Source organism: Nonomuraea rubra (genome assembly GCF_014207985.1).
Lineage (GTDB): Bacteria > Actinomycetota > Actinomycetes > Streptosporangiales > Streptosporangiaceae > Nonomuraea > Nonomuraea rubra.
Map to the genome: position 1 here is coordinate 355001 of NZ_JACHMI010000001.1, position 22808 is coordinate 377808.

At 67.9% G+C, this 22808-nt stretch carries 16 protein-coding genes and 2 rRNA genes (1 of these 18 cut by a window edge); 9 read left to right on the plus strand and 9 right to left on the minus strand.

The annotated features are described in order from the left end of the window. The 3 genes from HD593_RS01665 to HD593_RS01675 all read left to right on the plus strand — a co-directional run. Nucleotides 1-1940: ribosomal RNA gene (locus HD593_RS01665) — 23S ribosomal RNA — on the plus strand (it extends 1162 nt beyond the left edge of the window). A 70-nt stretch (nt 1941-2010) separates the two neighbouring features. Continuing rightward, a 5S ribosomal RNA gene (gene rrf / locus HD593_RS01670) occupies nt 2011-2127 on the plus strand. A gap of 821 nt (nt 2128-2948) precedes the next feature. Next, nucleotides 2949-3287 carry a VOC family protein gene (locus HD593_RS01675; protein WP_312903306.1) on the plus strand — a complete coding sequence of 113 codons (339 nt, stop codon included), beginning with the start codon at nt 2949-2951 and terminating at the stop codon, nt 3285-3287. A gap of 183 nt (nt 3288-3470) precedes the next feature. Here the strand turns inward: HD593_RS01675 and HD593_RS01680 are convergent, their stop codons facing one another. Continuing rightward, a complete protein-coding gene (locus tag HD593_RS01680) occupies nt 3471-4238 on the minus strand; it encodes a PhzF family phenazine biosynthesis protein (protein WP_185100370.1) in 768 nt (255 codons plus the stop codon). A gap of 168 nt (nt 4239-4406) precedes the next feature. Here HD593_RS01680 and HD593_RS01685 point away from each other — a divergent pair, with 168 nt between their 5' ends. Further along, a complete protein-coding gene (locus tag HD593_RS01685; protein WP_185100371.1) occupies nt 4407-4790 on the plus strand; it encodes a cell division protein SepF in 384 nt (127 codons plus the stop codon). 352 nt (nt 4791-5142) lie between these two features. On the opposite strand, the gene HD593_RS01690 is transcribed toward HD593_RS01685, so the two are convergent. The 5 genes from HD593_RS01690 to HD593_RS01710 all read right to left on the minus strand — a co-directional run bounded on the left by HD593_RS01690 (nt 5143) and on the right by HD593_RS01710 (nt 12536). Next, the gene (locus tag HD593_RS01690) at nt 5143-6432 is read right to left on the minus strand and encodes a hypothetical protein (protein ID WP_185100372.1); all 1290 of its coding nucleotides are present in this window, start codon (nt 6430-6432) and stop codon (nt 5143-5145) included. Between the two features lie 162 nt (nt 6433-6594). Next, nucleotides 6595-8322, minus strand: a complete 1728-nt coding sequence (gene argS / locus HD593_RS01695) for an arginine--tRNA ligase (protein ID WP_185100373.1) — start codon at nt 8320-8322, stop codon at nt 6595-6597. Further along, the gene (locus HD593_RS01700; protein ID WP_312903307.1) at nt 8319-10712 is read right to left on the minus strand and encodes an HAD-IC family P-type ATPase; all 2394 of its coding nucleotides are present in this window, start codon (nt 10710-10712) and stop codon (nt 8319-8321) included. Before HD593_RS01700 ends, argS begins: the two co-directional genes overlap by 4 nt. A 62-nt stretch (nt 10713-10774) precedes the next feature. Next, a complete protein-coding gene (gene plsX, locus HD593_RS01705) occupies nt 10775-11824 on the minus strand; it encodes a phosphate acyltransferase PlsX (RefSeq protein WP_312903308.1) in 1050 nt (349 codons plus the stop codon). A gap of 154 nt (nt 11825-11978) precedes the next feature. After that, nucleotides 11979-12536 carry a DUF1707 SHOCT-like domain-containing protein gene (locus HD593_RS01710; RefSeq protein ID WP_312903309.1) on the minus strand — a complete coding sequence of 186 codons (558 nt, stop codon included), beginning with the start codon at nt 12534-12536 and terminating at the stop codon, nt 11979-11981. Nucleotides 12537-12714: 178 nt separating this feature from the next. On the opposite strand from HD593_RS01710, the gene HD593_RS01715 reads away from it, so the two are divergent. After that, nucleotides 12715-14031, plus strand: coding sequence for a KamA family radical SAM protein (locus tag HD593_RS01715; protein ID WP_185100374.1), 1317 nt, complete (start codon nt 12715-12717; stop codon nt 14029-14031). Nucleotides 14032-14423: 392 nt separating this feature from the next. Beyond that, nucleotides 14424-15401 carry a hypothetical protein gene (locus HD593_RS01720; RefSeq protein WP_185100375.1) on the plus strand — a complete coding sequence of 326 codons (978 nt, stop codon included), beginning with the start codon at nt 14424-14426 and terminating at the stop codon, nt 15399-15401. Between the two features lie 967 nt (nt 15402-16368). Here the strand turns inward: HD593_RS01720 and HD593_RS01725 are convergent. From HD593_RS01725 to HD593_RS01735, 3 genes are all read right to left on the minus strand, one after another. Beyond that, nucleotides 16369-16524: a hypothetical protein gene (locus tag HD593_RS01725; protein WP_185112763.1), complete on the minus strand. Its 156-nt coding sequence runs from the start codon at nt 16522-16524 to the stop codon at nt 16369-16371. 321 nt (nt 16525-16845) lie between these two features. Next, nucleotides 16846-17712, minus strand: a complete 867-nt coding sequence (locus tag HD593_RS01730; RefSeq protein ID WP_185100376.1) for an ABC transporter ATP-binding protein — start codon at nt 17710-17712, stop codon at nt 16846-16848. Continuing rightward, complete coding sequence (locus HD593_RS01735; protein WP_185100377.1) at nt 17705-18640, minus strand: ABC transporter permease; 936 nt, start codon at nt 18638-18640, stop codon at nt 17705-17707. The genes HD593_RS01730 and HD593_RS01735 overlap by 8 nt, the downstream gene beginning before the upstream one ends. Nucleotides 18641-19252: 612 nt before the next feature. On the opposite strand from HD593_RS01735, the gene HD593_RS01740 reads away from it, so the two are divergent. The 3 genes from HD593_RS01740 (at nt 19253) to HD593_RS01750 (ending at nt 22803) form a co-directional block, all read left to right on the plus strand. Further along, on the plus strand, nt 19253-20761 hold the full coding sequence (locus HD593_RS01740; protein WP_246546145.1) for a peptide ABC transporter substrate-binding protein: 1509 nt from the start codon (nt 19253-19255) through the stop codon (nt 20759-20761). A 127-nt stretch (nt 20762-20888) separates the two neighbouring features. Beyond that, the gene (locus HD593_RS01745) at nt 20889-21833 is read left to right on the plus strand and encodes an ABC transporter permease (RefSeq protein WP_185100379.1); all 945 of its coding nucleotides are present in this window, start codon (nt 20889-20891) and stop codon (nt 21831-21833) included. Beyond that, entirely contained in the window at nt 21826-22803 is a 978-nt protein-coding gene (locus tag HD593_RS01750; RefSeq protein ID WP_185100380.1) for an ABC transporter permease, read from the plus strand. Before HD593_RS01745 ends, HD593_RS01750 begins: the two co-directional genes overlap by 8 nt. Nucleotides 22804-22808 lie beyond the last annotated feature (5 nt).

Below are 22808 nucleotides of genomic sequence, written 5' to 3' on the forward strand. Positions count from 1 at the left end.
GCTTAGAAGCAGCCACCCTTGAAAGAGTGCGTAATAGCTCACTGGTCAAGTGATTCTGCGCCGACAATGTAGCGGGGCTCAAGTACACCGCCGAAGTCGTGGCACTCAGACCTTTGGGTCTGGGTGGGTAGGGGAGCGTCGTGCAGCCGGCGAAGCAGCAGAGTGATCTAGTTGTGGAGGCTGTGCGAGTGAGAATGCAGGCATGAGTAGCGAATCGAGGGTGAGAAACCCTCGCGCCGGATGACCAAGGGTTCCTGGGCCAGGCTAATCCGCCCAGGGTAAGTCGGGACCTAAGGCGAGGCCGACAGGCGTAGTCGATGGACAACGGGTTGATATTCCCGTACCCGCTTCAATGCGCCCATACTGAACCCCTTGATACTAAGAGTCCTTAGCTCGGGTTGTCCTTCGGGACGACCGTCAGGGTGAACGCTCGGCCTGATTGGGTAGTAGGTAAGCGATGGGGTGACGCAGGAAGGTAGTCCAGCCCAGGCGATGGTTGTCCTGGGGTAAGCATGTAGGGCGGAACGTAGGCAAATCCGCGTTCCATGTGCCTGAGATGTGATGCCGAGCCGATTGTGGTGAAGTGGATGATCCTATGCTGCCGAGAAAAGCCTCTAGTGAGTGTTGTGGCGGCCCGTACCCTAAACCGACTCAGGTGGTCAGGTAGAGAATACTAAGGCGATCGGGTGAACTGTGGTTAAGGAACTCGGCAAATTGCCCCCGTAACTTCGGGAGAAGGGGGACCTCTGCTGGTGATGAGTCTTGCACTCGGAGCTGGTGGGGGTCGCAGTGGCCAGGGGGAAGCGACTGTTTACTAAAAACACAGGTCCGTGCGAAGTCGTAAGACGATGTATACGGACTGACGCCTGCCCGGTGCCGGAACGTTAAGGGGACCGCTTAGTCCAGTTTTCTGGGCGAAGGTGAGAACTTAAGCGCCGGTAAACGGCGGTGGTAACTATAACCATCCTAAGGTAGCGAAATTCCTTGTCGGGTAAGTTCCGACCTGCACGAATGGCGTAACGACTTCCCCGCTGTCTCAACCGCAGACCCGGCGAAATTGCACTACGAGTAAAGATGCTCGTTACGCGCAGCAGGACGGAAAGACCCCGGGACCTTCACTACAGCTTGACATTGGCGTTTGGAGCGTCTTGTGTAGGATAGGTGGGAGACTGGGAAGCTCGGACGCTAGTTCGGGTGGAGTCATTGGTGAAATACCACTCTGGTCGTTTTGAACGTCTAACTCTGGTCCGTGATCCGGATCGGGGACAGTGTCTGGTGGGTAGTTTAACTGGGGCGGTTGCCTCCCAAAGAGTAACGGAGGCGCCCAAAGGTTCCCTCAGCCTGGTTGGCAATCAGGTGTTGAGTGTAAGTGCACAAGGGAGCTTGACTGTGAGACTGACGGGTCGAGCAGGAGCGAAAGCTGGGACTAGTGATCCGGCATCGGCGTGTGGAAGCGGTGTCGCTCAACGGCTAAAAGGTACCCCGGGGATAACAGGCTGATCTTCCCCAAGAGTCCATATCGACGGGATGGTTTGGCACCTCGATGTCGGCTCGTCGCATCCTGGGGCTGGAGTAGGTCCCAAGGGTTGGGCTGTTCGCCCATTAAAGCGGTACGCGAGCTGGGTTTAGAACGTCGCGAGACAGTTCGGTCCCTATCCGCTGCGCGCGTAGGAGACTTGAAAGGGGCTGTCCCTAGTACGAGAGGACCGGGACGGACGAACCTCTGGTGTGCCAGTTGTACCGCCAGGTGCACGGCTGGTTGGCTACGTTCGGAAGGGATAACCGCTGAAAGCATCTAAGCGGGAAGCTCGCCTTGAGATGAGGTCTCCCACCCTGTGAGGGGGTAAGGCTCCCGGTAGACGACCGGGTTGATAGGCCGGAGGTGGAAGCGCGGTAACGTGTGGAGCTGACCGGTACTAATAGGCCGAGGACTTGACCACAAAGCAGACTTTCTTTTGCTCGCGTCCACTATGCAGTTCTGAGACAGCAAGCTGTGCTGTTTCGCAGGGTTACGGCGGTTATGGCGGGAAGGAAACACCCGGTTACATTCCGAACCCGGAAGTTAAGCTTCTCTGCGCCGATGGTACTGCACTCGGGAGGGTGTGGGAGAGTAGGTCACCGCCGGACAATCTTTATGGGAGGGCCCCGACGCCGAGCGTCGGGGCCCTTTCTGCGTTGCAGGGCGGGTTTGCAGGACGGACCTTGGCTGTGGAGCCTGGGAGTGTGATGGGTGCCCTGCTTGACCGATCAGGGGCGGCAGGTCGACAGTTCCCATGACCGCGACCCGCAGCCGGTATCCGCCGCGAACGGGATTGCTGCTTGAAAGCGACGGCCACCGCAGTTCTCGGCTTCCCGCGGCCTGTCGCTCACTGCGTTCTTCCGCTCACCACCGGTCTCGGCCTACGAGAGGGGAGCGGGACCGGTGGCATGGCTGTTGCCCGCGATCTCACCGAAGACGGACGCAGCGGTGCGCTGCGAAGCCGTCCAGCTGGCTCATGGCGTTCAGTAGCTTCCTCTCCGCGGAGCTGAGGAGTACTGGCTGGGTCTTGGCAGCGCACTCGATGGTCCCGCTGTGCCGCCAGCGCCTGGAGGTGGGGCTGTGCTGCGCCGCCAGCGCTTGGGGCCGGGGGTCTGCTGGCCGACGGCGCTCTGGGCTCTGTTGTGCCCCCAGCTTCGCTACAGGCGGGGGATGTCGGCCGTGGGGCAGTGTTGCGGGATGACCGACCGCGGCTAGCGCTACCTCTACCTGACCTTCCCAAGTTCCGCTCTGGTCCTCAACCCGCACCCGATCTCCGGGGCTGCTTGGTGGCAGGAGTAAACCGCTACTTCAGCAGTGGATGGGGCGAGTACGGTGTGGCTGTGGCCGGTGATCGCGTGCAGCGGCGGCTCACGGAGACAGACGCGCGGACGCGAAGGAGCGAATGATGCCACGCGCTGTACTGCGAGGGGTGACTCTGGACTGTGCCGACCCGCCGACGCTGGCGGACTTCTACGGCGCACTGACCGGGATGCGGGTCCTCTTCAGCACGGACGAGTTCGTCGCTCTGACGGACGACACCGGCTGTGATCTTGGATTCCAGAGGGTTGACGGATACCGGGCTCCGCAGTGGCCGGGTCAGGACGTGCCACAACAGTTGCACCTGGATTTCCGCGCTGACGACCTCGATGCGATGGAAGAGCTGGCCCTGGAGCTCGGCGCGACCAAACCGGACCATCAGCCCGGCGACGGACGCTGGCGGGTACTCCTGGACCCGGCCGGCCACCCCTTCTGCCTGACGTCTTCCTGACGTCACCGGCGTTGACAGGAATCCGCCGTCAGACGCCGCAGCGCTCAGGCTTGGGCGAGCGGTTCATCAGCTGCTGTCCGCCTCGGAGCGGGCATGGCGTCAGATGTGCTGGTCACAGCCACTCGTTGATGGCCGCTACCAGTACGGGTGCCTCACAAGCAAGATCCACTTTTGACACAGGCCTCAGCTGATGTGCAGGGTGCCCGACATCATCGTGACGGCCCGGCCCGCGAGGTGGACGCGGTCGCCGGCGTGCGTCACGTGGACGAGGCCGCCCCGGGCGGAGAGCTGAGCGCCCACCAACGATGGACGGCCGAAGCGGGCCGACCAGTACGGGGCCAGGGCGCAGTGCGCCGAGCCCGTCACCGGGTCCTCGGGCACGCCCACCCTGGGGGCGAAGAAGCGGGAGACGAAGTCGGTTTCGGTGCCGGGTGCTGTGACGATGATTCCTCTTGCGTCAACTGTGTTTAGCGCGGTGATGTCTGGGGTAAGGCCGCTTACCGTTTCCTCTGACTCGAGCTCCACCAGCAGGTCGAGCTGGCTTTTGCCGACCCGCACCGGGGTGGCGCCGAGGGCTTTCTCCAGGCCGGGAGGAGCCTCTGCGGGGGACACCTCCTTGGCGGGAAAATCCATTGTGATCATGCCGTCCGGACGTCGATTCACGGTGAGCGTCCCGCTGGCCGTGTTGAATTCGAGCTGCCCGTCCGCCGCACCCGTCGAATAGAGGATGTGCGCCGTGGCGAGCGTGGCATGACCACAGAGTGTGACCTCCACCGCCGGCGTGAACCAGCGGAGCGAATCCCCGAGCAGGAAGGCGGTCTCGGAGAGGTTCATCTCGGTCGCTACGCTCTGCATCCAGTGCTCTGTAACCGGAGTGTCCAACAGGCAGACAGCCGCGGGATTACCCTGGAAAGCTGTGTCAGTGAAGGCGTCGACCGTGAAGAGGCGCATGTGGCTGATGGTATACGGGGGTCGGATATCCAGCTGCAAGCAGGCTGCAAGCCGTACAAAATGGAATTAGGGCTGGGCGTGTCGCGTGGCGAATGCGGAATCGTCGGTTACCGTCCAATGTGTAGGGACGTGCCGATTACGGTGAGTTCCTGAGGAAAGGACAAGCCGATGGGGGCAGTGCGCAAGGTGGTGAGCTACCTTGGCCTGAGCGGGGTCGATCACTACGACGAGGGCTATGACGACGACGAGCAGTACGAGGACGAGTACGTCCCCGCCACGGAGCGGGCCGCCAGGCGGTGGCGTGCGAACGTGGACTCCTCGCGCATCGTTATGGTTCAGCCGCTCAAGTACAACGACGCACCGTTGATCGGCCAGCACTTCCGAGAAGGTCAGACGGTGATCATGGACGTTACGGGCATGTCGATGCCTGAGGCGACGCGGATGGTGGACTTCGCCGCCGGGCTGGCCTTCGGTTGTGAGGGGCGGATCGAGCGGATCGCCGAGCGCGTGTTCCTCCTTGCCCCGGCTCACGTGGAGATCGAGACCACCTGAGCGCGTAGAGACGAGCTGAGCACGAGGAACCTGCCCGGCCCGGGCGGGTTCCTCGTCGTTTGTGCCGCCTTGTGCTTCAGGACGGGCTGTCGTTCTGGCCCTCTGGTGCGGGGCTGGGGAGACGGGCGCGTTCAGACGTGCTGTGCCGGCCCGTCGCCCGGCGCGTCCAGTGTGGATGGTCTGTCGCGCCAAGTCGCAGTCACGCCCTTGCAGCGCCGCGCCCCGCCTGCGGTGCGGCGGGCAGCGCGTGCGCGCACGGGTCAGGCTGTCGCGCGGGCAGCGCGTACGCACGGGTCAGGCTGTCGTGCGGGCAGCACGTGCGGGCAGGCCAGCCGGACGGGGTGCAGCGGGGTCAGTGGGCGGCGCGGGGGCCGCGGCGGATGAGGCGGGTCAGTTCGGCCGCGTCCTCGGCCGCCTGCGTCGCCCGCGTCTCCGCCTCCCGCGCGTACGCGTGCAGCGCCCAGACCGCCCCCTCCGCCAGCTCCTTCAGCTCGTTCACCTGCCCGGTGACGTACCGGACGTCGGCCTCGACGAGCTTGCGGCGCTGCCAGAGCTGCCAGCCGGCGAGGCCGATCATGGCGACCGCGGCGGCGGCGAGCATGCGGGTGCCGAGGGCGGCGGCGACGAGGCAGGCGACGCCGGCGACGACGAGCACGAGGGCGGCCCACGGGCGGCCGCGCGGGATCATGCCCTCCGTGAGGATCGATTCCTCGGCGGCGGCGAGCGAGGCCTGGTCGGGGCCCTCGGGGCGCAGGTGGATGCGGTGGCCGAGCAGCGGGACCGTGAGCGTGGCGGGGGGTTCGAGGCGGCTGTCGGCCTCGAGTTCCTCGGCCACCCCGCGCAGGATCGGCGCGGCCACGTGCAGGGCGATCGCGGCCAGGTGCGGGTCGGCGCCGGGGCGCAGGTCGTCGAGCAGGTACGTGCTGAGCGAGGCCATCGGCCCAGCAGGACCGCCCTGGCCGATCAGGGTACGCAGGACGGCGAGCGGCTCGTCCTCGGCCCAGGCGGCGGCCGGGGTGGCGGGGCTGTTGTCGAGCGGGGCGGAGTCGTGCTCGGACTGCCGCGCCGAGGTGATCTCCGCGCACCGCCCGCGCAGCCTGGCCAGCCGGGCGGCCGCCACGGCGGGCCTGGCCAGCTCGGGGATCTCGGCCATCTCCGGGAAGTCGGCCAGGGACGGCGGCACGACGACCGAGGGCTCGCCGGGCACGAGGGCCTGCACCCACTGCTGCGGATCGGCGTGCTCCTGGACGGCCAGCGCGTCGAGCTTGCGCAGCACGAAGATCTTGCCGGCGGGCCCGTACGCGCCCCTGGCGGCGGCCAGCCAGAGTGAGCGCTGGCCGTGGGAGACGGGGCGGTCGAGCGACAGCTCGCCGAACGCGGTGCCCAGCCAGGAGGCGTGGATGCGGCTGCCCTGCCCGGACACCGCCAGCGCCAGGCAGAGGAAGAGCGCGGTCTGCTGCTGGTCGCGGCCGGCGGCCCGGCTCAGCGGCTCCAGCGGGTCGTCGCCGGCCAGGATGGCGACCAGCGCTTCGAGGGCCGGGGGCAACCAGTAGCCCGGTACGTCGCGATAGCTCGGGGCGGCCGGAGGCGCGGTGCCCTTGGCGGCGAGGTGCGCCAGCAGCGCCTCGGCGTAGCGATGCAATTCGGTCGCTGCTGGGGGGCTCGCAGTCAGGTCCGTGCTCAAGGCAGAGAACTCCCCCATTTCGGCCTCAGTTCATGACCGCGTAAAGCCTAGCCGTAAGGGCGCGCCAACCCGGTGGAGGCGCGCCCACGACGGAACGGGAGACTTTGAGCCAACTGCCTGTTACATGCGCTCGGGGACAGGGACGCCCAGAAGGTCGAGCCCCGTCTCCAGCACCCGCAACGTCAGCGCGCACAGGGCCAGCCGGTGGTCCCTGGTCTCGGGGTCGACGCCCTCCTTGATCACCGGGCACTCCTCGTAGAACGTGCTCAGCAGGCTGGCCGTCTGGAAGAGGAACGCGCACAGCCGGTGCGGCTCGGAGTCGGCGGTGACCTGGGCGACGAGCTCGCCGAACCCCAGCAGGTGGAGACCCAGCGCGCGCTCGGCCGGAGCCGCGAGCACGATGGATGCGGTCGCGTCGGCCGGGGAGATGCCCGCCCTGCGGAAGATGGAGCGGATCCGGGCCGTCGCGTACTGCATGTAGGGGCCGGTGTTGCCGGTCGTGGCCACCATGCGGTCGAGGTCGAAGACGTACTCGCTGTCGTGGCTGACCGACAGGTCGGCGTACTTCACGGCGGCCATGCCGACGGCGTGGGCGATCTCCCGCTGGGTCGCCTCGTCGTAGCCGCGGTCCTCGATCAGCTTGGCGGCCCGGTCGACGGCCTCCTGCAGCAGGTCCATCAGCTTGACGGACTCGCCGGAGCGGGTCTTGAAGCGGCGGCCGTCCTTGCCCAGCATCATGCCGATGCGTACGTGCTCGGCCGAGGTGGTCTCGGGCAGCCAGCCCGCCTGCTTCGCCGCGGCGAACACCATCTGGAAGTGCAGCGCCTGCTCGTTGCCGACCACGTAGAGGATGCGGTCGGTCTTGAGGTCGTTGACGCGGTAGCGGATGGCGGCCATGTCGGTGGTGGCGTAGCCGTAGCCGCCGTCGCTCTTCCTGATGATGAGCGGCAGCGGCTTGTCGTCGGAGCCGGTGAAGCCCGGCGGGAACACGCACAGCGCGCCCTCGCTGATCACCGCCGTGCCCGAGGACTCCAGGTCGTCGCAGGTCTTCTGGAGCATGGGGTTGTACATGCTCTCGCCGGCGATGTCGGCGTCGGTGAGCGTGACGCCGAGCAGGTCGTAGACCTTGTTGAAGAAGCGCACGGTGGCGTCCATGAACACGTGCCAGAGCCGCAGCGTGTCGGGGTCGCCCGACTGCAGGGTGCTCACCCGCGCCCGCGCGCGCGTCTTGAACGCCTCGTCGCCGTCGAACTTGGCCCGCGCCGCCTGGTAGAACTCGGTGCCCTGGCCGGCTTCGAGCTGCTCGACCGCGGCCTGCTCGCCGATGTCGAGCAGGTGCTCGATGAGCATGCCGAACGGGGTGCCCCAGTCGCCCAGGTGGTTCTGCCTGATGACGGTGTTGCCCAGGTGCTCGTGCAGGCGGGCCAGCGAGTCGCCGACGATCGTGGTGCGCAGGTGGCCGACGTGCATCTCCTTGGCCGCGTTGGGCGCGGAGTAGTCGATCACGACGGTCTGCGACGGGGTGATCGTGCCGACGCCGAGGCGCGGGTCGGCCAGCATCTGCTGGGCCTCGGCCTCGATCCACGCGTTGCCGAGCGTGATGTTGAGGAAGCCCGGGCCGCTGACCTCGATCGTGCCGGGGAAGTCGGACAGCTCCGCAGTGATCGCTTCGGCGACCTCCCGCGGGGACCGTCGCAGGCGCTTGGCCAGGCTCATCGCGACGTTCGCCTGGAAATCGGCGAACTGGGAGGGCCGGATCAGCGGATCTGCGTCGGCGTGCTCCGGACCGAACGCGCGGGCCAGCGCCTGCTGGACGCGCTCGGTGAGCACTATCTGCGGGTCGGTCATGGTCTAAGGGTACCGGCGAGCTTGACCGCGACGCTTATCATTAGCGCCGCCATGATCGAGATGCCGACGGCGGTCAGATCGTTGCTGAGATCGCCGGGTTCGAGGGCGAAGAACTCCCTGACGAACGGCACCGCCATGCCGGCCGCGAACAGCACCGGCATGGCCCCCACCAGCACCACCCGCCACCAGTTGAGCGGCCTGGCGATGAGCACCAGCACCCACCAGGTGGTGAGGAACAGGGTGATCACGGCGGCCGTCTGGTCTTCGAGGAGGGTGGAGGTGCCGCTGTGCGCGGCCCAGAACGACACCAGCACCGCCGCCGCGCACAACACCCCCGCCGGTACGGCGAAGCGCAGCACCCGCGGCACGAAGCCGGGCTCGGAGCGCTCCAGCGTGGGCGCCAGGGCCAGGAAGAACGCCGGGATGCCGATGACCAGCGCGTTCGTCAGGGTCGAGTGGCGCGGCGCGAACGGGAACTCCATCCCGGCGAGCCCGACCATCAGCGACAGCACGATCGCGTAGAACGTCTTGGTGAGGAACAGGTTGGAGACCCGTTCGATGTTGGCCAGCACCCGCCGGCCCTCGCCCACGACGTACGGCAGCGTGGCGAACTTGTTGTCGAGCAGCACCACCTGGGCGACCGCCTTCGTGGCGGGGCTGCCGGCGCCCATCGCGATGCCGAGGTCGGCGTCCTTCAGCGCGAGCACGTCGTTGACGCCGTCGCCGGTCATGGCCACGGTGTGGCCGCGGGCCTGGAGCGCGGTCACGAACTCGCGCTTCTGCCGCGGGCTGACCCGGCCGAAGACGGTGTGGGTGTCGAGCAGCTCGCCGAGCCTGGCCGGGTCGTCGTGCGGGAGGGTACGCGCGTCGACCGACCGCTCGCCGCCGGGGATGCCGAGCCCGGTGGCGATGGCGGAGACCGCCAGCGGGTTGTCACCGGAGATGATCTTCACGGTGACGCCCTGCTCGGCGAAGTACCCGAGGGTCTCGCGGGCGTCGGGCCTGATGCGCTGCTTGAGCGTGACGAGCGCGACGGGCTCCACCTCCGCCTCGCCGCGCTCGGTGCCGGCCAGGGAGCCGGTACGGCACAGCGCCAGCACGCGCGTGCCGGTGGCGGCCAGCTCGGTGGCCCTGTCGAGGCAGGCGCCGCCCCGCAGCAGCACGTCGGGCGCGCCCAGCACCCAGGCGCCGTGCTCGCCGAAGTCGGCCCCGCTCCACTTGCGCGCCGAGGAGAACGGCACGGCCGAGCGGGCGGTCCACCCGACGGGGGCGGCGGGGTAGCGGGCCCTGATGGCCTCGGCGGTGGCGTTCGGATGGTCGTCGAGGTTGGCGAGCGCGGCCAGGGCCTCGCCGGCGGGTAGCGGGAACGCCGGCACCGATGTGCCGCCGGCGGGTTGCGGGCTCGCCGGCACCGGGGTGGCGCCGGCGAGCCGGTGGTCGTCGCCGCTGACGGGCAGCACCTCGTCGAGGTCCATCCCGCCCGCGGTGAGCGTGCCCGTCTTGTCCAGGCAGAGCACGTCCACCCTGGCCAGGCCCTCGATCGCGGGCAGCTCCTGGACCAGGCACTGGCGCCGGCCCAGGCGTACGACGCCGACGGCGAACGCGATGGAGGTCATCAGCACCAGGCCCTCGGGGATCATGGTGACGATGCCCGCGACCGCGCCGGTGACGGCGGTGCGCAGGTCGGCGGAGTTGTGCAGCTGGCTGTAGATGAGCAGGGCGCCGATCGGGATGACCAGCCAGGTGATGTACTTGATGAAGTTCGCCACGCCCGCGCGCAGCTCGGAGTGGGCCAGGTGGAACTTGCTGGCCTCCTCGGCCAGCTTGGCCGCGTACGCGTCGGTGCCGACCCGCGTGGCCACGAACGCGCCGGAGCCGGCCACCGCGAAGCTGCCCGACAGCACCTGGTCGCCGGGCTGCTTGTGCACGGGGTCGGCCTCGCCGGTGAGCAGCGACTCGTCGATCTCCAGGCCGTCGGAGCGGGCGATCTCGCCGTCCACGAGGAGGCGGTCGCCGGGGCCGAGCAGGATCAGATCGCCGAGGACCACGTCACGGGGGTGGATCTCGCGTTCCTCGCCGTCGCGGCGCACGCGTACGGGAGCCTCGTTGACCACCGCCAGGCGGTCGAGCGTGCGCTTGGCCCGCAGCTCCTGGATGATGCCGATCAGCGCGTTGGCCACGATGACCAGCCCGAACAGGCCGTCCTGCCACTCGCCGAAGATGAGGATCAGGGCCCAGAGCACGCCGATGACGAGGTTGAACAGGGTGAACACGTTCGCCCTGAGGATCGCGCTCAGGGAGCGGCTGGATCGGCGCGGGATGTGGTTCGCCTTCGCGCTCGCCACCTGCTCAGAGGTGAGCCCATGTGCCACCGAGATGAGCCCGTCCACATTGGCCCCCGTTTCTGTGGATCGGTCTCACACCCTAAGGGCTCACACCGGCTACAGGGGGCTCACTCCAGGCGATCTCCACCGTGGCTCGACCACCACAGCCTGTGGGAGCGGCTGGTGGCGGCCATGCGCTCGCCGATCGCGTTCACCACGCCGGCGGCCGACAGGTCCGCGGCGAGCCGGCACGCCGCGCTGATGCCCTGGGCCCTGGAGGCGCCGTGGGCGATGACGACCGTGCCGTTCAGGCCGAGCAGCACGGCGCCGCCGTGGGCCTCGGCGTCGAGGCGGCGGTGCAGCTCGCGCAGGCGCGAGCGCTGCATGGCGGCGCCCAGCCGGGCCAGCCTGCTCTCGCTGATGGCCTGCCTGAGCTCGGCGAACGCGTAGCGGACCGCGCCCTCCATGGTCTTCAGCGCCACGTTGCCGGTGAACCCGTCGGTGGTGATGACGTCCACCTTGCCGGTCAGCAGGTCGTGGCCCTCGACGTTGCCGGCGAAGGTGATGCCGGGGGAGCCCTGCAGCAGCTCGTGCGCGCGCCTGACCAGCTTGTCGCCCTTCTCGGCCTCGCTGCCGATCGTGAGCAGGCCGACCTTGGGGTCCTCGATGCCGTGGGCGAGCTCGGCGTAGGTGGCTCCGAGGTGCGCGAACTGCACCAGCATCTCCGGCTTGACCTCGGCGTTCGCGCCCGCGTCGAGGAGCACGGCCGGGGCGGGCAGCGTGGGCAGGTCGACGGCGATGGCGGGCCTGAGCACGCCCTGCTGGCCCTTGAGCCGTAGCCTGCCGGTGGTCACGATGCCCGCCGTCGATCCCGCGGACACGACCGCGCAGGCGTCGCCGCGGCGTACGAGGTGGCAGGCGATCGCGATGCTGGAGCGGGGGCGGCGCAGGCTGGCCAGCGCGCCCTCGTCCATCTCCAGCGCCTCCTCGGCCCGGACGATCGGGATCTCCTTGGTGGCGTCGTGGTCGGCCAGCGCCTCGTAGAGCACCCGCGGGGAGCCGACGAGCACGACGGGCAGGCCGCGCTCGCGCACCGCGTGCACCGCCCCCGCCACGATCTCGTGCGGCGCGTGGTCGCCGCCCATGGCGTCGAGCGCGACTGGCCTGCTCTCGGACACTGCTCACCTCGTACGGCATCGAGCCCGCCGCCACGGCTTGGCCGTCACGCGGGCTCGGATGTCCGCATCGCAGGCAAGGCAGGTGTCAGGTTAACCGGCGGGTAGGACCTCTTGGTTCCCGCCCACGGCCGTTCCAGTCCTGGTCGCCCGGCTGCTAGTGCAGGTTCCAGTCGTCCTTGCCCCGGGTGACGATCACCTTGGAGAACCTCGACGTCCCCAGGACCCTGATCAAGGGCCCGTCCCCCGTGGATCCCGCCGTCACGTTCCGCTTGCCGAACAGCGAGCTGCCCTCGTCGACCACCTGTGCGTTCTCCGGCACCCGCACGATGACCTTGCTGAACATGGCGTCGGCGTGGATCGAGATCTCGCGCCCCGGCAGCACGGCGTCGGAGAGGTCGATGATGAGCGCCCCGAACCAGGCCGACAGCGCGGTGTGCCGTGAGGCGACCCATCGCCCCTTGCGCACGACCTTGCTGAATTTGGAGTGGATGACCTGCCGTTCGATGGCGGCGGGCCTTCTGGATGCGGACACCTCGGGCAGGTCCCGGGTGAGGGGGACGAGCTCGCCGACCGTCTTGGCCGTGTAGGCGACGTCGAGGCGGTCGGCGTGCTCGACGGTGGTGAGTCTTCCTGTGGCGAGTGCCTCCGACAGCACGGCGGCCACGCGGTCGCGGTCGGCGTCTGAGGCGCGCAGGTCCGGATCGTCGGTCACGACAGGTCAGTGTACGCCTATACGCGATATGTCGCGAGTGTCCACAAACCTCAAGGAAAACTTGGAGCCCAGCGGAACCGTGAACGCAGGTGGCCGCGTCCGGGTATTAAGAACCGTAGACGCGCGACAGGGTCGTGAGGTTTACACCCGATCGAACAAAAAAGATGGGAACGGCCTAGTGATCTTGAACCAAGCAGGCACGCGACGCTTCCGGGCGTTCACGTCCAAGCACCTCGACCAGCTCCTGCAGCGTGCGGGGCTGGCGGACGACGAGCGCCTCAAGGTGCGCGCCGTCGCCACGGTGCTGCCCTTCCGGACGAACGCCTACGTCGTGGATGAACTCATAGATTGGTCGGCCGCGCCCGACGACCCCATATACCGGCTCGTCTTCCCACAGGAGGACATGCTGCCAGCGGCGGACGTGGCCAGGCTGGCCGACCTGCTGAAGGCGGAAGCGCCGAACGCCGAGATCCAGGCCGAGGCGAACCGCGTACGCGCACAGCTCAACCCGCACCCCGCGGGCCAGAAGGAGCTCAACGTCCCGAGGATCGGCGACGAGCCCGTCCCCGGCATGCAGCACAAGTACCCGGAAACCGTGCTGATCTTCCCTAAGCAGGGGCAGACCTGTCACGCCTACTGCACCTACTGCTTCCGGTGGGCGCAGTTCGTCGGCGACGCCGACCTGAAGTTCGCCTCCGACGACATCGACCAGATGGTCGCCTACATCCGCAGGCATCCCGAAGTCACCAGCGTGCTGATCACCGGCGGCGACGCCATGATCATGGGCGAGCCGGTGATCAAACGATATATCGAGCCGCTCCTGGAGCTCGACCAGCTCGAGTCCATCAGGATCGGGACCAAGGCGCTGGCCTACTGGCCGCAGCGCTTCACCACCGACCCCGACGCCGACGACACGCTCCGCCTGTTCGAGCGGGTGGTCGAGTCGGGCAAGAACCTCGCCTTCATGGCGCATTTCTCACACCCGCGCGAGCTGGAGTCGCCACTGGTCGAATCGGCCGTCAAGCGCATTCTCGGCAGCGGGGCCACGATCAGGACCCAGGCGCCGCTGATCAGGTCCATCAACGACGACCCGGCCGTGTGGTCGGCGATGTGGCGGCGCCAGCTCAGGATGGGGCTGATCCCCTACTACATGTTCGTCGAACGCGACACCGGGCCGCAGGACTACTTCGCCGTCCCGCTGGCGCGGGCGTACGAGGTCTTCAGGGACGCCTACGCGAGCGTCTCCGGGCTCTGCCGCACGGTGCGGGGGCCCTCCATGTCGGCCACGCCGGGCAAGGTGTGCGTGGACGGCGTCACGGAAATCGCCGGGGAGCAGGTGTTCATGCTCCACTTCATCCAGGCCCGCGACCCATCGCTGGTGGGGCGGCCGTTCTTCGCGCGCTACGACCCGTCCGCCGTCTGGCTGACGGATCTGCGCCCGGCCCTCGCCGAACGTTTTCCGTTCGAGTCGGCCGACGCCCTGCTGACCGTCTGATCCCGGCCGCGCGCGTCCACCGCGACCGGAAAAAGTGGCCCCGCGGCCTGTGAACATTTGTTTTCGCGACCCTTTGTTCACGGGCCGTCGGGGCCCTCTTGCGTTCCGGTGCAAGAAGCGCGCAATATCGGAAACAAGACCCGCCTATTTCCCGGTTTGTCTCTCCGCTCAACACTCCCCCTTTACTCGGTAACCGGGCTGCAAACCCCTGCTACATGGGCATTCATGCGCCTGCGGTCGATCAAGCCGAGTGATAGAACTGCTTCCGTAGCTCAGCCGTAGCGACACGCTTCGTGTGGTGCCCATAGCGCGTCCGCAACGGCATACGGGGGTTATCGATTCGCATTTCCACCGCATTCGAGAGCGATCGATCACGAGCCGGGAAGGCAATCATGAATCGAGTAGTCAAGACGGCGCTGGCCGTCACAGCATTCGGCTTGGCGGCGGCGGCGATGGCCGTGCCGGCCCAAGCGGAAGTTCAATACAACGCCGCCAAGCACGCACCTGTCGACGGCCTGGGCGGAGGCACCATTGCGGGGACCGACCCGCTCGGCGGGCTGCTGAGCAGCCTCATCGGCGGCGGCGGGGGCCTGCTCGGCGCGCTCGGCGGCGGTGCCGCCAAGTCCGGCGCCCAGCAGGGCGGCCAGATGTCCGAGGTCGAGCGCGACATCGCCGCCGAGAAGCAGGCGGAGACCGGCACCACGGGCAACGCGGCCGAGGACGTCACCGCCCGCGGCGGCCCGGTGCCCGAGCTGATGCCCATCGTCAGCAGCGTCAGCAGCATCCCGCTCGGCGGGGGCGGCCTGACCGAGTCCCTGCCCCTCCTGGGCTCGGCGCGCATGGCCCAGCCGGCCACGCCTTCCGTCAAGGCCGGCAAGCAGGGCCAGAACGCGGCCGCCGCCCCGGGTGACGCCGTGACCGGCGCGGTGACCGGCACGGTCGGCTCGTCCGTCGAGCGCACGGTCGGCACGCTGGCGGGCACGAGCCTGCTGCCGGGCTCGACGAGCGGCGGCACGGCCAAGACCATGTCGAGCAGCTCCCAGGGCCTCGGCGCGCTGTCCGCCGACGCCCTGCTGGGCGGCGTCACCCGGGCCACGTGGCTCGCCCTGCCGCACGGCGCGGGCCGCCAGCTGTCCCCGGCGCTCGGGCAGGTGACGCCCGCCGAGATGGCTCCGGTCGCCGAGGCGCTGCCCGCCACCTCCCAGGCCGCCGCCATGGACGAGCTCGCCCCGCTCGTCCAGGACACCTCGGCCCTCGTGGAGGGCCGCGGCATGCAGGCCGCCGGCGCCTACAGCGACCTGATCACCGCCCTCGGCTGGACCACCGACGCGCTGACGAGCTCGGTGCGGGGCACCGCGGCCCGCGACTAGTCGCCTTCTCTGGGCTCGCGACTAGGCACTCCTAGCAACGCGGCTGGACACTCCTGGGTTCGTGGCCAGGCACTTCCCTGATTCGTGGCTAGGCGCGACTTCTGGGCGGGTGACCTGGGCCGCGGCATCCGGGCTCGTGGCCGGGCGCGGCTCCTAGGCGCGACCCCCAGGTTCGCGACAGGGCCGCGATGGAGCGCTGACGAGCGCGGCCGGCCGGGGAACCGGCAGGACGGTTCGCGGGTGTCCCAGGTGCCGACACCCGGGCACCGGCCCTGGCGGTGACCGGGCGGCACGCTCGCTCGCCCCAGCAGTCCCCTGACGGCAAGCTCCCTCGACCGGGGCCGCTCCGCGATCCCCTGATCTGGGCCCTCCCACTGGAGATCCGGGCATCGCCGGCCCCGGGCTGCGTTACCGAGAGGTCTGGGAACCGGCCTCCCGCCGAAGGACCGGGGATCGGACGCCCCTGGGCTCCCTTTCGTCAGAGGTCTGGGGATCGCTTGCCCCCAGGCCCCTGTCGTCAGAGGCCCGGGACCGTTCGCGCCCCGGGCCGGGTGACCGGGAGGCCCGCCTTCCCTTGATCAAGGCCCCTTGGCCGGAGTGCTGGACCGGTCCTCCGGATCGGGATGCCGTCGCACTGACGCGGCAGGCCACGAGGCGCCCTCAGGTGCCGGGCGCTCGTGGGACTGGCGCGCGTAGGTTGCGAGCCCGCCGCCAAGAACGGGCGGGCTCACGTCGGGCCTGGGCGGACGCGCCCACGCCACGGGGCACGCGAGGCGCCGCCACTGCAGGGCAGCGGCGCCCGCGCCGCCCCACCCCGCCACCGGCCCAGGCCGGTGGCGGGGCTCCAAGCCCCGCCCCGAAGATCGTGACAGCCGCCTCCCGGGGCCGGAAAAGGCCGTAGAAGCCGTAGATCGTCGCAGGCGCCCCCCAGCACCCTCGGCGGCCCCTCAGCCGCCCTGCGCGGATCTCAGGGCAGCCGGACGCCCGTGCGGCGGGCTATCTGGGCCTGCAGTCTTGCCATCTGCCAGTGCAACTCGAGAAGCTGCTCGGCGAGCTGCAGCCGCGGAATCTCTGACACGTCCTCGGTGGCCAGGTGGTCAATCGCGGTCGCAAGCTCTCCCATCGCGCGCCCCCACTCCATCACCGTTCCTCGGATCGAAATGACGTTCGAATCTTATCGGAACGGCCGGCTCGGTGTCAGTCATTTGCCCCTCCAGTCGCCGCCGTTTCGCACGCAAGATCGAATACCGCGGAGATGGGCAACATGGGCTCGCGTAACGGCGGGTCACCACTGAAGGGTCAGAGGCCGTTTCCCTGGAGGGCCGTCAGCCGGAGTGCGGTGGGTGGCGGGCCACGGCAGCGCGTAAAGAAGAAAAGAGCCTCAGCCGAAGTGAGGCGGGCACATGTGGCCCGGCCTGAGCACGGCCGGGCCGATCATAGAGGGTCAGCCCTTGTTGTAGGCGGCGATGACTTCCTTCGGGTCGCCGTCCATCTTGATCTTCCCCTTGTGGAGCCAGATCACCCGGTTGCACGTCTGCTCGATCACCCGCAGGTCGTGGGCGACCAGGAACACCGTGCCCGCCGACTCGCGGATCTGCCGGATGCGCTCCTCGCTCTTCTTGCGGAATTCCCGGTCGCCCGTCGCCAGCGCCTCGTCGATGAGCAGGACGTCGTGGGTCTTGGCGGAGGAGATGGCGAAGCGCAGGCGGGCGCCCATGCCGGAGGAGTAGGTGGACATCGGGAGCTGCACGAACTCGTCGATGCCGGAGAAGTCGACGATCTCCTGGTACTTCTCCTTGACCTCGGCGGGCGTCATGCCCATCGCGTAGCAGCCGAGGACGATGTTGCGCTCGCCGGTCAGCTCGCGCATGAGGGCCGCGTTGACGCCCAGCAGCGAGGGCTGGCCGTCGGTGTAGACGGCGCCCTTGTGCGGGGGCAGCAGGCCCGCGATGGCACGCAGCAGCGTGGACTTGCCCGACCCGTTGCGCCCCACGATGCCGATGGCGTCGCCGTGGTAGGCCACGAAGGTCACGCCCTTGACGGCGTGGACCTCCTTCATCTGCGGCCGGCCCTGGCGCTTGAGTATGCGCGTGAGGGCGTTGACCGCGTTGCCCTTCTCGGCGTCGGAGGCGGCCCCGTAGACGCGGTAGACGATGTGCAGATCGTCGACGATGACGGTGGGAGTGCCTGTGGGGACATCGAGGGGCCGCTTGCCCGGAGGCTCCGGGTTGGGATGCACTCTCACATCCTTGCCGGGGTCGGCGGGCTTGTCGCCCTTCACCTGTGACAGCTCCTTGGTCAGTTCAGCCACGCCCGTACCTCTCCTCGGACCGCCAGAAGTACCAGAAGCCGAAGCCGAGTGCGAACACCGCCCAGAATACGCAAGACACCAAGACCATCGTCGGGGGGTGGTGTCCGTAGGAGGTGTTGTAGCTCGGGATGAGAATCTCGCGCATCCACTCGATGTAGGAGGCCGCCGGGTTCAGGTACATCACGTCGGCCACCCACTGGGGCAGCCCCGCGGACCCCACGACCTTGGCCTGGATCACGAAGAAGACGCCGGAGGCGTAGAGCCAGGTGCGGGTGATGAACGGCAGCAACTGGTTGAGGTCGCGCATCTGGGCGCCCAGCCTGGCCATCACCAGGCCGGCCCCGATGTTGAACAGCGTCTGGAGCAGCAGCACCACCGGGATCATGAGCCAGTACCAGGTGGGCCACTCACCCGTGGCCACCACGAGGACCAGCAGCACGCCCATGGAGATGGCGAGTTGCTGGAGCTCCTGGATCGTGTACGCCAGCGGGAGCGAGGCCCTCGGGAAGTGCAGGGCCCTGATCATCGACAGGTTGCCGGAGATCGACTTCGCGCCCGCGGTGACCGTGCGCTGGGTGAAGGTGAAGATGAACATCCCGGTCAGCAGGAACGCCGGGTAGTTCTCGACATCCTTGCCGCCGCCCAGGATGACGCCGAACATCACGAAGTAGATGGCGGCGTTGAGCAGGGGCGTGAGCACCTGCCACAGCTGGCCGAGCGCGGAGCTGGAGTATTTCGTGACGTTGCGCGAGGTCGCGTACGTCAGGATGAAGTGTCGGCGCTGCCACAGCATGCGCAGGTAGACAGGGAACCTCGGCCGCGCGATGGCACGGCGAAGCCCATATCTCTTGGCGAGCTTGGCCAGCGGCTCCTGCCCGCTCCGGCCGCCCGCCTGGGCGTCCGCGACAGCGGATTCCGGCTGGCTCATGGCAAGGACTCTATTGGATCCCGGTCGGTGGGGTGCCTGTCGTACGGGTTGACGGCAGACAGTTGGACAGACTGTTGGACGGAGTCTCCGGACGCCGGGGTTCCAAGGCGTCGTCAAGACCTGCTCAACGGTAGCCCAGCGAGCCGGGGCGTGGTGGCAGAGGCGCGAGCACTGGCGTGTAGGGGGTATTTTTCATCGACTGTTCACGTCCAGGCCCTCCTCGTTGGGGCGGATTTGTACTGATTGCTCCTCATGGGGTCAAATGTCTGTGACGCTGGATTGGCACACGTGTGACCGAACTGCAACGCGCCAGAGACTCGCTGGTGGCAAGTAGTGAGGGATAGTCGCGATCGACTGGCAGGGCGTCGGCTGGTTTGACCATGTCAGCCAAATCCGGGGGGATACCAGGAACTCCCCGTCAGGCTGCTCTTGATCACCGCAGCTCAGCGCTAGGCGCCCACCTGTAGAGGGAGGATTTACTTCACCATGCGTGTTACTAAGGGCGCACGGATCGTCGCCGGTACCGCGCTGCTCGCCCTCGCGGTTGCCGCGTGTGGCGGCGGTGCCTCGGACAACGGTGGCACTGCCGCGGGCGGTGAAACGCCGGTCCGCATGGAGGTCGGTGAGCCCCAGAAGATGCTGTACCCGCAGGACACCACGGAGACCGAAGGTGCCGAGGTGCTCGCCGCGGTGTTCTCGCCGCTCGTGCGTTACGACGAGAACAAGCAGCCGGTCGAGGAGGCCGCCGAGTCCATCACCACGACGGACAGCAAGGTCTGGACGATCAAGCTGAAGTCCAGCTACACGTGGCATGACGGCACCCCGGTGAAGGCCGAGGACTACGTGCGCGCGTGGAACTTCGCCGCCCTCCAGGACAACGCCATGAGCTCGTCCTACTTCTTCGGGCGCGTCGACGGCTACAACGACGTGCACCCGGGTGAGGGCAAGACCCCGACGGCCAAGGAGATGAAGGGCCTCAAGGTCGTCGACGACACGACGCTCGAGGTCACGCTCACCGCGCCGTTCTCCCAGTTCAAGACGATGCTGGGCTACACCGCGTTCTACCCGCTGCCCGCCTCGGCGATCGGCTCCGACGGCAAGCTCAGCCCGACCTTCGGCGAGAAGCCGATCGGCCAGGGTCTGTTCAAGGTCGACAAGCCCTACAAGAAGGGCACCGACCAGACCATCGAGATGTCGGTGTACGACAAGTTCCCCGGCAAGAAGCCGACCGGCTGGACGAAGCTCCAGTTCAAGGTCTACACGAGCTCCGAGACCGCGTGGAACGACCTCCAGGCCGAGAACCTCGACATCCACGACTCCCTGCCCGCTACGGCCATCTCCACGGCCAAGCAGGTGCTGGGTGACCGGTACTTCGACGAGCCCGACGCCTCCATCGGCTACATCGGCGTCCCGCTGAAGTACAACAAGGAATTCGAGAACGTCGACGTCCGCAAGGCCATCTCGATGGCCATCGACCGGAAGACCATCTCCGACACGGTCTTCTCCGGCACCCGCTCCCCGGCCGACGACTTCATCAACCCGGCCATCCCCGGCTACCGCCAGGGCGCCTGCACGGCGTGCACGTACAACCCGGCCGAGGCCAAGAAGCTGTACGAGAGCGCCGGCGGCCCCAAGACCATCGAGCTCGGCTACAACGCCGACGGTGGTCACAAGGAGTGGATCGAGGCCGTCGCCAACAACCTTCGCGCCAACCTCGGCATCGAGGTCACGCCGAAGCCGTTCGAGAAGTTCCAGGGCATCCTGGACGCCCTGGACGCCAAGGAGTACAAGGGCCTGTTCCGCATGGGCTGGTCCATCGACTACCCGGCGGCCGAGAACTACCTGACGCCGATCTTCGGCACCGGCGCCATCGGCACCGGCTCCAACTACGGCGGCTACTCCAACAAGGAGTTCGACGACCTGGTGGCCAAGGGCGACCAGGCCACGGACGCGGCCGAGGGTCTGAAGTTCTACCAGCAGGCGGATGACATCCTGCTGAAGGAGCTTCCGTACATCCCGGTGTACTTCTACCGCAGCAACTTCGGGCACTCCACCAAGGTCAAGAACGTCAAGCTCAACCTGCTCAACCAGATCAACTGGGCTGACGTCGAGAAGGGCTGACGTCATTCGTCTGGCGGACGGTACTTGCCGTCCGCCCGTCGGAGGACTGAGCTTGGAGGCAGTCACTCGGGCCGGGTAAATCACGGACTCCGGGGGCTGCCTCCAAGTGTGTACCGGAGGGCTTGAAATGGGCCGATATGTAATCAGGCGACTGATCCAGGCGATACCCGTCCTGATCGGCGCCACGCTACTCATCTTCTGCATCGTCTTCGCACTGCCCGGTGATCCCGTCGCGGCACTGTTCGGGGACAAGCGCCCGGACCCGGCCGTGGCCGAGGTCCTGCGCGAGCAGTACCACCTCAACGATCCGCTGCTGCTGCAGTACTGGTACTACATCAGCGGCGTGCTCTTCCGCGGCGACTTCGGCGTGAACTTCGCCCAGGTCCCGGTCTCCGAGATCCTGGCGGGCAAGTTCCAGGTCACGCTGAACCTGGCCCTGACCGCTCTGATCATGGAGGCCATCCTCGGCGTCGGCCTCGGCCTGTGGGCGGCGCTGCGCCGCGGCAGGGCCACCGACACCATGATCCTGGCCTCGACGCTGCTGCTGATCTCGATCCCCACGCTGGTGACGGGCTTCGTGCTGCAGCTGGTCCTGGGCGTGAAGCTCAAGCAGTGGACCGGGCTGGACATCTTCCCCGTGGCGGGCGTGTTCGCGGGCCTGCGCAGCTACCTGCTGCCAGGGTTCGTGCTCGCCGGCGTGTCGGTCGCGTACCTGACCAGGCTCACCAGGACCAGCCTGGTGGAGACCCTCAGGGCCGACTACATCCGGACGGCCACGGCCAAGGGCCTGTCCAGGCGGCGCGTCATCGGCAGGCACGGCCTGCGCAACGCGCTGATCCCGCTCATCACCTATCTGGGCGCCGACCTCGGCAACCTGATGGGCGGCGCGGTGATCACCGAGACGATCTTCAACCTGCCGGGAATCGGCAATCAGCTCTTCACATCGGTCTACTTGCGAGAACAGCCGGTCGTGGTGGGTACCATCACGGTGCTCGTGCTGATCTACATCCTGGCCAACCTGGTCGTCGACCTGTTGTACGCCGTGCTCGACCCGAGGATCCGCTATGAGTAACCCAACCCCGCCGGTCGGGGGGCCGGGACTCCCGGAGACGCAGACGCTGGTCCCCGACACGGTGCCCGCCCCGGCGCCCGAGCGTCAGGGCAGGAAGCCCAAGGGCGGCAAGCCCGCCAGCCTGTGGACCGACGCCTGGTACGACCTCAGGCGCCGGCCGATGTTCATCATCTCGGTGGTGATCATCCTGATCCTGCTGGTGATGTCGCTCTGGCCGTCGCTGTTCAGCTCGATCGACCCGTACAACGCCAGGACCTGCGACCTGTCCACGGCGCGGCAGGGGCCGAGTCCCGGCCACCTGTTCGGGCGCGACAACCTGGGCTGTGACGTCTTCGCCAGGACCATCTACGGAGCCCGCAACTCCATCGTGATCGGCGTCTTCACGACGCTCATGACCACGATCATCGGCGGCCTGCTCGGCATCGTTGCCGGCTTCCGCGGCGGCGTGGTCGACACCCTCGCCTCGCGGGTCACGGAGATCTTCTTCGCCATCCCCTCGATCCTCGGCGCGCTGCTGATCGCGGCCACGTTCCGCGGCAGGGCCAACAGCATCTTCCTGGTCATCGTGGCCCTGACGGTGCTCGGCTGGCCGATGGTGTTCCGCATCATGCGGGCCGCCGTGATCACGGCGAAGAGTCAGGACTTCGTGGTCGCGGCCAGGGCACTGGGCGCGGGAGCGGGCCGGATCATGTTCCGCCACCTGCTGCCGAACTCGCTGGCCCCGGTCATCGTGGTCGCCACCATCAACCTGGGCACCTTCATCGCGGCCGAGGCCGCGCTGTCGTTCCTGGGCGTCGGCGTGCAATCGCCGGACATCTCATGGGGCCTGATGATCGCCGACGCGCGCAACAGGTTCCTCGAGGCGCCACTGCCCCTGGTGTTCCCCGCGGTGTTCCTGAGCGTCACCGTGCTCGCGTTCATCATGATGGGCGACGCCGTGCGCGACGCGCTCGACCCGAAGCTCAGGTAGAAGGT